The organism is Erythrobacter litoralis HTCC2594 (assembly GCF_000013005.1).
In the GTDB taxonomy this organism is placed as follows: Bacteria; Pseudomonadota; Alphaproteobacteria; order Sphingomonadales; family Sphingomonadaceae; genus Parerythrobacter; species Parerythrobacter litoralis_A.
Genome location: NC_007722.1, coordinates 1,636,194 through 1,649,609 on the forward strand (window position 1 = coordinate 1,636,194; position 13,416 = coordinate 1,649,609).

12 protein-coding genes are annotated in these 13,416 nt (G+C 63.9%); 4 read left to right on the forward strand and 8 right to left on the reverse strand.

Going from position 1 to position 13,416, the window contains the following annotated elements; genetic code table 11:
- Window positions 1-67 precede the first annotated feature (67 nt).
- A complete protein-coding gene (locus EL2594_RS07825) occupies window positions 68-1,057 on the forward strand; it encodes a hypothetical protein (RefSeq protein ID WP_011414505.1) in 990 nt (329 codons plus the stop codon).
- A gap of 293 nt (window positions 1,058-1,350) precedes the next feature.
- Window positions 1,351-2,445, forward strand: a complete 1,095-nt coding sequence (locus tag EL2594_RS14910) for a GGDEF domain-containing protein (RefSeq protein ID WP_196793186.1) — start codon at window positions 1,351-1,353, stop codon at window positions 2,443-2,445.
- Window positions 2,446-2,504: 59 nt separating this feature from the next.
- On the opposite strand, the gene EL2594_RS07840 is transcribed toward EL2594_RS14910, so the two are convergent.
- Window positions 2,505-3,530, reverse strand: a complete 1,026-nt coding sequence (locus EL2594_RS07840; protein ID WP_011414507.1) for a hypothetical protein — start codon at window positions 3,528-3,530, stop codon at window positions 2,505-2,507.
- Between the two features lie 35 nt (window positions 3,531-3,565).
- Window positions 3,566-4,117, reverse strand: coding sequence for a hypothetical protein (locus tag EL2594_RS15330; RefSeq protein ID WP_155806014.1), 552 nt, complete (start codon window positions 4,115-4,117; stop codon window positions 3,566-3,568).
- A 268-nt stretch (window positions 4,118-4,385) separates the two neighbouring features.
- On the opposite strand from EL2594_RS15330, the gene EL2594_RS07850 reads away from it, so the two are divergent.
- A complete protein-coding gene (locus EL2594_RS07850) occupies window positions 4,386-4,967 on the forward strand; it encodes a lysozyme (protein WP_011414509.1) in 582 nt (193 codons plus the stop codon).
- 128 nt (window positions 4,968-5,095) lie between these two features.
- Window positions 5,096-7,372 (forward strand): M3 family metallopeptidase, encoded by a 2,277-nt coding sequence (locus tag EL2594_RS07855; RefSeq protein WP_011414510.1) that lies wholly within the window; start codon window positions 5,096-5,098, stop codon window positions 7,370-7,372.
- 12 nt (window positions 7,373-7,384) lie between these two features.
- Here the strand turns inward: EL2594_RS07855 and EL2594_RS07860 are convergent, their stop codons facing one another.
- The 6 genes from EL2594_RS07860 to EL2594_RS07885 are packed head-to-tail and all read right to left on the reverse strand — an operon-like array spanning window position 7,385 to window position 13,176.
- Window positions 7,385-7,684 carry a hypothetical protein gene (locus tag EL2594_RS07860; RefSeq protein WP_011414511.1) on the reverse strand — a complete coding sequence of 100 codons (300 nt, stop codon included), beginning with the start codon at window positions 7,682-7,684 and terminating at the stop codon, window positions 7,385-7,387.
- 42 nt (window positions 7,685-7,726) lie between these two features.
- On the reverse strand, window positions 7,727-8,758 hold the full coding sequence (locus tag EL2594_RS15140) for an N-acetylmuramidase domain-containing protein (RefSeq protein WP_011414512.1): 1,032 nt from the start codon (window positions 8,756-8,758) through the stop codon (window positions 7,727-7,729).
- 50 nt (window positions 8,759-8,808) lie between these two features.
- A complete protein-coding gene (locus EL2594_RS07870) occupies window positions 8,809-9,558 on the reverse strand; it encodes an ABC transporter ATP-binding protein (protein WP_011414513.1) in 750 nt (249 codons plus the stop codon).
- Window positions 9,555-10,508 carry a FecCD family ABC transporter permease gene (locus EL2594_RS07875; RefSeq protein ID WP_011414514.1) on the reverse strand — a complete coding sequence of 318 codons (954 nt, stop codon included), beginning with the start codon at window positions 10,506-10,508 and terminating at the stop codon, window positions 9,555-9,557. The genes EL2594_RS07870 and EL2594_RS07875 overlap by 4 nt, the downstream gene beginning before the upstream one ends.
- Window positions 10,505-11,341 carry an ABC transporter substrate-binding protein gene (locus EL2594_RS07880; RefSeq protein ID WP_155806015.1) on the reverse strand — a complete coding sequence of 279 codons (837 nt, stop codon included), beginning with the start codon at window positions 11,339-11,341 and terminating at the stop codon, window positions 10,505-10,507. The genes EL2594_RS07875 and EL2594_RS07880 overlap by 4 nt, the downstream gene beginning before the upstream one ends.
- A 29-nt stretch (window positions 11,342-11,370) precedes the next feature.
- Window positions 11,371-13,176, reverse strand: a complete 1,806-nt coding sequence (locus EL2594_RS07885; RefSeq protein ID WP_196793188.1) for a TonB-dependent receptor plug domain-containing protein — start codon at window positions 13,174-13,176, stop codon at window positions 11,371-11,373.
- Window positions 13,177-13,416 lie beyond the last annotated feature (240 nt).

A 13,416-nucleotide genomic window follows, 5' to 3' on the forward strand; every position in this document is an offset into this window, starting at 1 on the left:
CAATGTGGGTTTGGCCGGAAAATATGCAACGTCGGGAGCGGCGAGGCGCTTTGTTCGTTTCCGCGTCATGGTCATCAGGAAAGCCGTTCTCACCGCTGTCTGCACTTTTGCGCTCATGGCCGCCTGCTCGGCGCCTGAGAATGTCGACGACACGGCAAGCGAAGTCGAAGCGACGATCGAGCTCGGCGAACCGGTTACATCCCTGTCTGCGATAGAAGGGTTCTGGCTGGTCGAGCGATTTGGCGAGTTCGAGCCGAGCTGGCAGAACGAGGTGCCCTGGCGGCGCGCCTATGTCGAGATCGGGCCGAGGGGGTTTACATACAGTATCGGTTGCAACCGCTCGGGAAATTCCGCGCGGATCGGCACGGGCGGCATTCTCGAGGACACAGGCAACGGCGTGCGCACGCAGACGCTGATGGGCTGCGGAAACGAAGTGGAGAAGCGAGACACCCGTTTCTCCAGCTTTTTCGGCAGCGGCCCGCAGGTTCTTCGGCTGGGCGAGCACCGGTTGCTATTGAGCAGCAAGGCCGGCGAGCTCGTGCTGGTCGATCCGGAGGCATGGCGCCTCGCCAATATCCCTGATTTCGACTTCGTCACGCAGCGATGGGTCCCGCGCATGACGCTGAGCTACGATGGCTGGCAGTCGACGGGCTTCGGAATCGGTGCAGGCGGGGACGTTGACACAGGCGTCATCACCATCGCGCCGGACCGTATCGTCTGGTCCCGCTGTCCCGACAGCCCCGTTGCGATTGCCTGGAGTGAAAGCGGACGGCTTCGCAATACCGGCGGCGACACGGCACCGTGCAGGGCGGTGACCCGCGCCACGCGCGACGGCCCGCAACAGGTGATGGCAATGCTGGTTTCCGACCCGGCTGTTATTCGCACCGGTTCCCACGAGATCGCGCTGATCGCCGGTACTGGCGCAAAGGGCACGGCAATCTACCTGCAGAGCGAGGAGAGCGTCCTCGATCCGGCGCCGCCGCCTCCCCTGCCGGAGGACGCGGTGAGACCAACGCCCCCACCGACGCCGCCTGCCCCGACCTCCGCGACCGACTGATGGATCGCGTCTCCGCTGTGCGGATGTATGTCGTGATCCGTAGCGCGTTCTTGTCCGAATGCGGTCTTCGCGCCTGACCACACCTACGCGCTCCTCCTTATCACTGCGATAGCAGGGCCCTCATTCCATCGCCCTAGCGTGACTCCAATGGCGTATCGTGCGCCGATGGAGACTGACCCGCGATGTCGCGTGAGGACACTTACAGTCTGCGCCAAACCGCTTCCGGCTCGACTGGAATGCGGATGGCCGCTCTCTTGCGAAGCCCGCAATCGCTTGCCGTCCGGACCGAGGTCATGCGCGCGATGGTGGAGCGCGAGGATCGCGTCGCCCCGGCCAACGTCGTTTCGCTGTGTCTCTTTGGCTTCGCTCTGTTTCTGGTCGCGCAACCTGCTCTGCTCGGTGTGGCGCTGTTGCTGCGGATCGCTTCCCTGGTCTTCGTGCGCGGCTCGACCCGCAGGCTCGCCGCTTCGCTGGAAGCGGGGCTCCCTTCGCGATGGGGGCTGACCCGGCTTACGCTGGCGCTGGTGACGGCGGGGGCGACCTGGGCCGGCCTGATGGTATCGCTCGATCCGGTGGCCGATCCGCCGATGGCGGTGGTCGCGGTCAGCGGGATGACGCTTGTCGCCATCTCGCTGGTGATCGTTACCTACGGCCCGATCAGGCGCGGCATGACGGCGCTGGTGGGGGCCTTCTGCGCCACGATTTTCGTAGCCAAGGCCCTCGATCCCGCACCGCTGCCGCTGTGGACCGCGCCGATCATCGCGCTGATCCTGGTCGGCTCGGTCCTGTTCAGCCGCGGCATGGTGCGCCACTCGATCGACGCGGCGCAGATGACGGTTGAGAACCGCGCGCTGACCGCTACGCTGCAAGGGGCGCTGCAAGAGGCCGAGCACAATGCGCGGCACGATGCGCTGACCGGGTTGCTCAACCGCCGCGCATTCTTCGGCGATTATGCCGATCCCCCCGCAGCGGGCCGCGACCGGTTCCTGCTGATGATCGATCTCGACCATTTCAAACGGATCAATGATAATTTCGGGCACGATACCGGCGATATCGTGCTGCGCGCCATGGCAGAGCAAATGCAAGCGGTGGCTGCTGATTTCCCCGAGGACACCGCAGGCTGTGTGCGGCTGGGCGGCGAGGAATTCATCCTCGTCATCGACGGCATCGACGAGCGGCATGCCGCTTTGGCGGCGGAAAACCTGCGCCTGCGCGCGCGGCGCATCGTGACAGCGCAGAAGCTCGACCCGCAGCTGCGCGTCTCGGCCTCGATCGGCCTCGCCCGCCAGCGAGAGCACGAAAGCCTCGACGACGTGCTCCAGCGCTCCGACCTCGCACTCTACCGCGCCAAGGACCGCGGCCGCGACCAGGTGGCGCTGGCGGCCTGAGGTCCGAATGGTCAAAGCAAAAGCAGTCGACGCTCAGGGGTGTCCCGGCGGGACCGTTCCTACCCCATCGCCACCAAAACCCGCATCACGGACGTCTCGCCGTATTGCCGCACCATCTTGTAAAGGACGAGAAGCGCTTTCGCTTCATCGCTGAGCGGCTGGTTGGCGATCGTGCTGACGAGGCTGTTCGGATCCTCGACCAGATCGCGCTTGGCAGCGAGTTCGTTGCACATGGCCGGGAGGGTCGAAAGCACCGTTGCCGGGTCGACCTTGGCCAGTTCGTCGAGCATGGCGTCGGGCAATTGCTTGAACCCGCGCACGGTCTTTCCGAGCGAAGCGACGGCGGCGCGCAAGGTCTTTTCGCCGACGACATCGAACAGGGCGAGGCCCAGCGTCATCGACTTGGCCTCGTCGCTCATCTGCGATTCCGCCAGTTCCTTGACCTGGTTGCCGATCGCCGTCTTCTCCGCCTCGCTGACGTTCTGCATCAGGTTGAAACAGATGGCGGGCAGCGCAACGCTGGTCTCGTCGAAGGAAAGGTCGCTCATCAGCTCGGCCACGGCGGCAGAGCGGGGTGCGGCGCGCTGCCGATCGTAGTTGCGGTCGAGCGCGCTGAGGAAGATTTCGAGCACGATATTGGGTCCGATCGGCACGTCCTTGTCGCCGATCCGCGCGTTGAAAATGCCTGAGCGGAAGAACGCCATTGCCCCCAATCCGGCAGTAAGGATTTTGGCCCAGGTGCTCTCGATCGGGACGCCAGAGGCAAGGATAAGATAGTAGGCGAGCCAGGCGGCAAGCCCGTTGATCCCCACATAGAGCAGCCCGGCGATCGACTGGAACGGGCGGAACGGCGCGTCGCGATAGCGGGCGATCAATTCGGTGGCGCCGACGAATACGCCGATCAGGCCGGAAAACCAGTAAGGCGACCAGTATTCGCGTCCGTCAGAGGTGCTGAAAATCCAGAGCAGCGCGAAAGCTACCACAACGACCGCGAGACCGGCCAGGAACCACCGCAGGTCGCGGTCTTCGCTATCGGGCTTGTTCGAAAAACCGTCGTCAGCCAGAGTATTGTCGTCGTGCGCCAAAGTCCCTCCCCGACTCAGCCAGAGCGCAAACTATATCAAAACCTGGCCTTTTTCATATAGCGCAACTTGCGTTCACCGGCCGGGAGGATCCTGATGATCTTTTCGCCCTCGTCGCTTTCGGCGAAGTCGATGAACCCTTCTTCGCGCAGCTCATCGATGGCCCCCGACAGCTCCGAAGAGGGCAGATCGACAGACGTTTCCAAGATTTCCGAGGTGCAATCCTTGTCGAGACGCTTGAGGAATTCGAGAATGGACGTGCGGGGATCGGGCCGTTCGGCTTCGCGCATCGCATCCATCTTCGTCTTGAATCCATTCGAACTCAGGCCCTTGATGCCTCGCGCCGACTGTAAAAACGGCGATGCGCCCGAATATTTTCCGCTGGCAGCCAAATTCAATCCTCTCGATCCTGTCCGGCGCGCCTCTATCGGCCGGTCGGCTCGCATATAAGCGCTGCTGCGGCGAAAGTCATCAGGTTGCCGAGCGCCCGTTCTTCCGCGCCGGCTTCCGCGCCGGGCGCATGACCCGTTGCCGAGGCACGATGAAGTGTGGACCGATCGGGTCCTCAAACCGTTGATTAACTGAACCATTCCCTTTCTCGCAGACCGCGATGGGAGACGGGGCCCAGCGAAACAGGAGATTATTTTGCCGACAGGCACACACTCGATAGCGAACCAGTCCACTTCAGTACCCCTTGGCCAGGCACCAGATCCCGCTCGTAAAAATGCGCGCAAGCTGATTGCCCGACTGCGCGACCGGCGCCAGAACCGGCGTGCTCTCAAGCGCCAGCGCATTATCGAAGGCACGCGAAGCCCCCGTCGCAAGCGCAAGGCTGCCCTAGCGGCTTCTGCAAGTGTCATGACCGTCAGCACTGCCGCGATCGACATCGACACCGCCGCCTCGCAATCGGGGTTCGAACAGCACATCGATGCCAGCGAGATCCGGGTCGATGCACGCACGTTGCAGCCCAGCGAAGAATTGAAGGAAGCGATGATCGAGGAGGAAGGCGTCCGGCTGACTGTATATCGCGATGTCGCGGGCTATCCCACCGTCGGCGTCGGGCACCTCGTCCTGGCTTCGGACAACCTCGCCGTCGGCGAGCGTATCAGCGAAGACCGCGCCTTGCGTTTCTTCGAACGCGATCTTGCGAAGGCCAAGCGGGTGGTGGTGGACCTCGTCGGCGACGTCAGGCTTTATCAGCACGAATTCGATGCTCTGGTCGACCTGGCCTTCAACGTCGGCGAAGGAACCTTGTCGCCCGACAAGAGCCCGCGCCTTAATGCTGCGATCGCTGCGCGCGACCACGACAAGATGGTCGAGGAACTATCGTACCATCACGCGAAGGGGTCGGTCGCCAACGGCCTTGTGTACCGCTCCGAGCGGCGAGCCAACATCTTCGTCGATGCCGAATACGCCGATCCGCGGGCAATCGACGCCTGATCTCCTCTCGCATACCCGGTTGCATTTGTAATCAATCTCCGGTTCAAGCTCGACCAGCTAAGCAACATTCAACGGCGGCGTCGCTTTCATGCGCGCCGCCAGGTCGTGTTAGAACGAATGGAGAGATTATGAAGGCCCAGATCCTGGCCACCACCGCCGCCGCAGCCCTGCTCGCCGGCTGTCAGACATATAACGAGGGAGCCGCCATGGACCCGATCGCGCAAGCCGAGGCCGATGCGGCTTACAGCCCGGAAATCCCCGAGGGCAGCGGCTATTTCGCGTCCGACAGCAGCCTGCCCTTCCTCGCCCCGGACTTCACCAAAATTTCGGAAGACGACTACATGCCGGCTTTTCAGCAGGGCATGGACATCCAGAAGGCCGAAGTGCAGGCGATTATCGACAACCCTGCCGCGCCGACCTTCGAAAACACCATCGTCGCGCTGGAAAAATCCGGTCGCATGCTCGGCCGCGTCGCGCGCATTTTCTTCGCACTGACCGGTTCCAACACCACCGACCGGCTCGACGAGATCAACCGCGAAGTCGGGCCGATGCTGTCCGCACACTCGGACTCGATCACGCTCAACCCGGCGCTCTTCGAGCGCGTCAAGGCGGTCTACGATAACCGCGCGGCCATGGCGATGACGGTCGAAGACGCCAAGTTGCTCGAAGAAACCTACAAGCAGATGGTCCACGCGGGCGCATTGCTGACCGAGGCCGAGCGCGAGCGGGTAAAGGCAATCAATACCGAGCTTTCCACGCTGACCACCGAATTCGGTCAGGCCGTCCGTTCGGCCACCAACGACCAGCCGCTGATCGTCGATACGCGCGCCGAACTTGCGGGCCTGTCCGACAGCGATATCGAAGCCGCCGCCAAGCTCGCGGCAGAGAAGGGCCATGACGGCAAGTTCGCCATCGCGCTGCAAAACACAACGCAGCAGCCCTCGATCCCCAGCCTCGAGAACCGCGACGTGCGCGAGCGGCTGTTCAAGCTGAGCCACAACCGTGCCGACGGCACCAATCCCGAGCATGACACGCGCATGCTGTTGGCAAAGATCGCCACCCTGCGCGCGGAAAAGGCTGCCCTTTTCGGCGAAGAGGACTGGGCGAGCTACACGATGTACGATCGCATGGCGCAAAAACCCGCGACGGCATTGAAGTTCATGACCGACATGGTCCCCGCCCTCGCCGCAACACAACGCCGCGAAGCTGCCATGCTCAACGAGCAGATCGCGTCGAAGGGCGGCAATTTCACCGTCGAACCGTGGGACTGGTATCGTTTCGCCAACCAGATCAAGGCCGAGCGTTACGAGCTGGATGAAGATGCGATGATGGAATATTTCCAGCTCGACAAGGTGCTGGAAGATGGCGTCTTCTTCATGGCCGAGAAGCTCTACGGCCTCACTTTCGAGCGGCGCACGGACCTGCCGGTCTATCACCCCGATGTATGGACCTACACCGTATTCGATGCCGACGGCAGCGAGCTCGGCCTGTTCTATTTTGACCCGTTCCAGCGCCCGTCGAAACGCGGCGGCGCGTGGATGAGCAATTTCGTCGACCAAAGCTATCTGTGGGGCACCAAGCCGGTGATCTACAATGTGCTCAACATCCCGAAGGCGCCCGAAGGCGAAGTGCAGCTGGTCAGCTATGACTGGGTCAACACGACGTTCCACGAATTCGGCCATGCGCTGCACGGCTTCTTCGCGGACCAGAAATATGAAAGCCTTTCCGGCACGGCGACGGCACGCGATTTCGTCGAGTATCCGAGCCAGGTCCATGAAATGTGGGCGACCTGGCCGTCGGTCCTCCAGAACTATGCCAAGCATTACGAGACCGGCGAGACGATCCCGCAGGCGATGATCGACAAGATCGAAGCCGCATCCAAGTTCAACCAGGGCTACGACTTCGGCGAAGTCGTCGAAGCGGCGTTGCTCGACATGAAATGGGCCGCGCTATCGCCCGAGGAAGCCGCCGCCATCGACACGCCGGAGAAGGTCTCCGCCTTCGAACGCCGCTCGCTGGAGGAACTGGGGCTCGAGATCGACCTGGTGCCGCCGCGCTATCGCAGCACCTATTTCAACCACATCTTCAGCAGCCCAGCCGGCTATTCGGCCGGCTATTACAGCTATCTGTGGACCGAGATGCTCGACCGCGACAGCCGCAAGTGGTTCCGCGACAATGGCGGGCTGACGCGCGCCAATGGCGATCACTATCGCAAGACCGTGCTGAGCCGTGGTGGCACAATGGACTATTTTCAGATGTTCGAGAACTTCGCCGGTCGCCAGCCCAACGTCCAGCCGATGCTGGAAGCGCGTGGCCTGGTCGCGAGCGCCGATGGCGCGGTCGACAGCGAAGCCTCCGACGGTGCCCTGCCGCCACGCACCACTGCGAGCACGCCCGGCGAATAACGCGTATCGGACCTAGGCGCGGCGTAGCTTGCTGCGCCACGCCAGCGACTGGCGGTTGAGCGCGGACAGATCCGCCTCATCCGCCAGCGCCGCCTCTCCCAGCGCGATCGCGCGTTGTAATTGCGCGTCACTGGCGTGCCGGTAGGCCGGCGCGGCAATAGTCTCTCGCCACGGCCCGCCGACCGAATGGTCGAGCAGGATGCGCTGGAAGCAATGGTCGAAGCGCACCGGCCAGCCGCGCTCGGCGGCAGCCGCGGGCATGCATTCGTGCGTCAGGATAAACCAGCGTTTGACGAGGTCGGACGAGGCCATGCCGGGTCAACGCCCGACTGTCGCGTGCGGTTTCCCCTCTGGCTACTCGCCGAGTAGCCTGGCCCAGGTATTCCGGCCCACAATGCCGTCGTCGACCAGGCCGTTCTCCTGCTGGAATTTCTTCACCCTCGCCAGCGTGGCCGGTCCGAAATCGCCATCCTCGATCAGGCCGAGCAGCTTCTGCAGGAATTTGACGTCGTCGCCCTTGTCGTGAAGCCGCAAGGGTGCGCGCGAACGCTGGGCCAGATCCTGTTTGCCTCTCTTGGTGGTCGGTTTTGCAGCCGTATCGGCCAGCAAGGCCGCCCAGGTCTGTCCGCCGACAATCCCGTCCGGATGCAGCTTGGCCTTCTTCTGGAACTTGATCACGGCGCTCTTGGTGCCGGGGCCGAAATCGCCATCCTTGGTCAAGCCGAGCAGCTCCTGCAGATGCATCACCGATTGGCCCTTGTCGCCCATCCGGATGACGCGCTGCGGATTGTCCGTCCGCGCTCCGCCTTCGCTGAAAGTGGCGAAGGCCCGCGCCATTTTGGTGTCGTATTTGTTCTTCCAGTATTCGGGCCCGTTGTACCCGCGCGCAAAGGCCTTCCAGTCGTGACGGCGCAATTCGTCGTCGAGCCTGCTCGCCTTGATAAAGGCCACGAAGGCATCGAGCTGGTTGCTGGAACTTGCGACCATCGCTTTCACGAAATCCTCGACATCATCGAAACCGACCATCTTGTGGTTGAAGCCCATGATCTGGAAAGCGCCCCAGCTGGCCGACTGGAGCGCCGCCGGGCGGTCGAGTGCCATCGCTTCTTCGAGCTTGTCGTACTGGATCGAACTCTTCCCGTGGCCGCCCCATTTCGGCCAGGAAATATGCGAATGCGTAGCGGTGAAGCGCCCGTTCGTCTTGCGATGGAAGATATGCCTTTCGAACAGGATCTTCGGGCGTCCATTCGACCAGTATCCGCCGCCCAGGCTCTCGACATGGGCCACCGCACGTATGGCCGGGACGCTGCATCGCAGCTCCTTGGCAGCGCGTTCGAAATCGGCATCGGTCAGTGGCGACGGGTCGCCCTTGAATTCACTCGGCATCGCGTATTCCTCCCCAAATCAGAGATGTCTGTGCGATCGAAAACCCGAGTCTATTCTGTTCTTGCTTCTGTAGGATAGCAGGAAAACGCCATCTGGCCGAGAGGGCCGATCCATTCGCCATTAACCGAGAAAACCGCGGCGATCGTGTCGGGCGACAAAGCCTCGGCAGGCGGCGCGTCGGCGACCATGCGTCCCCGGTCGAGCACCAGCACGCGGTCGGCATGGTTGCGCGCCATCGCCAGGTCATGCAGCACAAGCACTACGCCGGTGCCGCTTTCAGCAGCAAGGCGGAGGTGGCTGATCAGCGTAAACTGGTGCGCGAGGTCGAGCGCGGCGAGCGGCTCGTCGGCGAGGATCCAGCGCGGCTCCCCTGCCAGGACCCGCGCGAGCAATGCGCGCGCCTTCTCGCCGCCCGACAGCGTGCTGACGGGGCGGTCGGCGAAAGCTACGAGATCGAGCGCAGCCAATGCCCGGTCGACGGCGTCCTCGCCGCGGTCACGGTGCGGCAGGCGGCCCAGCCTCACGAGATTGCGCACCGCAACGTCCCATGCGATCTCGCCATCCTGCGGCAGGTAGCCGATCGCCCTGGCACGCTCGCGCGGATGGAGGGAGGAAAGGGGTTCGCCGTCGAGCATCACGTTGCCGCTCGCGTCGTCCTGCAGGCCCGCAAGCGCGGTCAGCAGCGTCGTCTTTCCCGCACCGTTGGGACCGCAGATTGCGGTCACCGTGCCCGGCTCGAGCGTGAGCGAGACATCGACCAGCCGCGTTCCGACGGCGAGGTTCTGCGCGGATAGGTTCATGCGAGGCCCCTTCTCATCCGCAGAAGCAGCCACAGGAAGAACGGCGCGCCAATAAGGCTGAGCGCGATTCCGAGGCGCAGTTCGGTGACGAGGGGAAGGATGCGCACCACACTGTCCGCCACCAGCACCAGCACCGCGCCCGCGAGCGCGCTCGGCAGCAGCAATTGCGACGGCGTGCGATCGGTCAGCGTGCGCACGAGATGCGGCACGATCAAACCGACGAAACCGATGATGCCGGCTACCGCAACGCCGCTGCCGACGGTGAGACCGATGCCGAGGATAAGCCAGAACAACAGCCGGCCCGGCTCGATCCCTAGCGAGCGCGCAGCAGCATCGCCCAGCGTGAGCGCATCGAGTGCCCTGGCCGTCCGCCACAGACACGCGATCCCGAGCAGAGTAAGCGGCGCGGCAAGGTAGACATCCTGCCAGCTGCGATCGGTCAATGCGCCCATCAACCAGGTCACGATCTGGCTCATGGCAAAGGCGTTGGGCGCAAGGCTGATGGCGAGGCTGGTCAGGGCGCCGGCAAGGCTGGCAATCATGAGTCCCGCCAGAGTGAACAGCGCGATCCCTCCCGTGCGCCCGGCGATCAGGGCCAGCAGCGCCATCGCGCCGCCTGCACCGACCAGCGCAAAAAGCGGCAGGAGGTAAGGCGAGGCAGCGTAGCCGAACCAGAAGCTCGTCACCGCGCCCAGCGCCGCGCCTGGCGCGATACCGAACAGTCCGGGATCGGCGAGCGGGTTGCGCAAATAGCCCTGCATCGCCGCCCCCGCCGCGCCCAGCCCCGCGCCGATCGTCACCGCCAGCACCGCGCGGGGCAGGCGCAATTCGGCGAGGATGACGGCGGCGTTGGGCGTGCTCGCCGGGTCGAGCCACACGCGCCCCGCCAGCAGCGAGAGCGGGAATGCAATGACGAGGAGAGCGAGAAAGAGACGTGTGGCGCGGTTCACCGGCGAAGCTCCGCCAGCCGTTCGAGCGCGCGAATTATGCTCGGCCCGCCGCAATAGAGCAGATTGGCATCGAAACGCTCGGTTCGCAGCTCGTTCAGCTGCCCCAAAGCCGGGTGCGTCTGCGCGCGTTCCTGTCCGGCGACGAGCAGCACGTCCGGCGGATCGACCAGCATCCGCTCGAGCGAAAGGTAATCCGCCTGTTGCAGCCCGCGCGCCGCGCTGTGGCTGGCGAGACCGGTATGCGCCATCAGCTCGCTCACCAGCGCGCCTTCACCCGGCACAATCCCCCCCGGCTGCCACAGTACAGCAGGAGTGGGATCTGCATCGCTCCGGGTCTCCTCCAGAGCGCCCTTGATCCGGGCGATCATGGCCCCGCCGCGCTCCGATTGCCCAACCGCATCGGCGAGATCGCGAACCTGCTGCAGACTGGCTTCTACCGAAGATGCCATGCCCAATTGCACGACCTCGATCCCCAGCCGATCGAATGCCGCCCGCGTGGCCGGGGCCATGAAGCTCGACCCGACCACGATATCGGGATCGAGCGCCACAACTTCCTCCACAGTGCCGCCCGTCACGGCGAACTCGCGTGCGCGATCGAGCTTCATCGAGGTGGACGCCGGGTCATGGCTGTAGTGGCTGATGGCGAGCAACTGCCCCGGCGCAGCAACCTCCGCGAGGATCGCGTCGGAGCACGGGTTGAGGCTGACGATGGTGGGTTCGCGGCCATTTCGCGCATCCGGCTGCTGCGGCGCGCACCCACCCAAGAGCGCCATTCCGGCGAGGGCGGAAACCCAGGGCGATCTGGCGATGCCTGCAAGTCCGGGCCTCAGCATTCGCGAAGATGACGGGCGGAAAGCTCGGCTCAAAAACTGAACCTCGCGCCTGCGAACACGCCGCGCCCGGCCTGCGCATATCCGGCGGCGGTCTGGTAGTCCTCGGCGAACACGTTCTCGACGCGGGCGAACAGCACCAGCGGATGATCGCCATTCAATTGCGCCACCGACAATTCCGCGCGCAGATCGACCACGACGTAGCTTTCAAGCGGCACCGTATTGAAAGCATCGTCGAACGCGCCCGATACATAGCGCAGGTCCGCGCCGATCTTCGGGCGCAGCAGCGATTCCAAGCCCCGCGCGCTGTCCCAGTCGAGCGAAGCACTCGCGGCATTGCGCGGACGGCGGGCGAGCCGATTGCCTTGTGTCAACGCTCCCGCGCTGCGATCTTCGGTATCGATGAAGCTGTAGGTCGCCCGCCCGCGCAGAGCGTCGGATATCGTGAACCCGGCTTCCATCTCGACACCTTGCGCCCGCGCGCGGGCGACGTTGTCGTAGGTGCCGAAGGGTCGCCCGGTGCAGATACCGCCGACGACGCCGAAGCAACTGACGAACTGGATCAGGTCCTCGCTGTCGCGGCGGAACAGCGTGATGCCTGCGTAGGCCGGCGCGCTGCGATCCCTGAACGCAAGGCCCAAATCGAAGCTGGTGCTGGTCTCCGGGCGCAGAAGCTCGTTGCCGAAGTCGCTGAACAGCTGGAACAGGCTCGGCGCCTTGAAGCCCTCGCCGACGCTCGCCTTAACCCGCACATCGGGGGCGACCTCGTAACTGACATCGGCCCCGAAACTGGTCGCCCCGCCGAAGCGCTGGTGATCGTCCTGCCGCAATCCGATATGGCCCGAAAGCCCGCCGAATTCGATGCCCGCCTGAACATAGCCGCCCAGGATGCGCACATCCTGCCTCGGCGTGAAATTGGTTTCGAGGCTGGTCCATTCCGCATCGGCCCCGAAATTGACCAACAGCGGGCCGATCAGGCGGTATTCGCCCTTCACGTCGATCCGGTCGGAGTGGCCGTCGCTGGTGAAGCCCGGTGCCGTCCCGAAGGTGGGATCGAAATTGGCGCGTTCCGTTTCGGCGAAGCTGTAGGCCGCCTGCAAGTAAAGCGGGCCGTTGTCGTGCAGCAGGCCGAACGCGCCGGAATACTGGGTCGTTTCCTGAAACTCCGGCGTGTCGGAGAGCGTGAAGGTCGGGAACGGGAAACCGTCGATCTCAAGCTCGCCCTCGGCATAGCGACCGCGGGCGAAGACTTCGGTCGTCGCGCTCAGAAACACGCGCCCGCGCGCAGTCAGTGCGAACTGCTCGAAACCGTCCGGCTCCGTGCCGCTGGCGGCGGCGGAGAAGCCGTCGCTGGTGTAATAGCCGCCCGCAAGGCTTAGGAAGGCATCCTCGCCTTCGATGCTGCCTGCGAGATTGGCGTTGAAGCTGTCGCGCGCGCCGTATTCGGCGCTGCCTTCGATGCCGCTTTCGGAGCGGGTCTTCACCGCCAGCACACCGCCGATCGCATCGCTGCCCCAGACGGTGGAATTCGACCCGCGCAGCAGGTCGATCTGGTCGATATTGCCGGGCAGGAGATTGCCGAAGTCGAAGCCGCCCGCGGGCGAGGACGGATCGTTGACGCGTACACCGTCGATCAGCACGAGCAGTTGCTCCGCCTCAGCCCCGCGCACGCGCACACCGGTAAAACCGCCCACGCCGCCATTGCGGCTGATCGTGACACCCGGCGCGCGGCGCAGGATGCGGGCGAGGTCCGGACCCTGGACCTGCTCGATTTCTTCGCGAGTAATGATGGTGACCGGCTGGCCGGTGTCTTCGGTCTCGATCGGCGTTCCGGTCACGGTAATGGTTCTCGGCGCATCTGACTTCTGATACATCCAGACTGAAACATCTTCGCTGCCACATCGAACAGGATGCCCGGTGCCGACGAACTGGGGCGGTTCATCACACTCTTTATTCGGCTCCTCTAGGTCCGGGACCGAAACAACCTCATCCTGCGCCGCAACCGGCGCGGAAACGACCACACAACTCAACAAAAACAGCAATTTACGCACAATTCCTCCATCACAAGCTCATGTCGC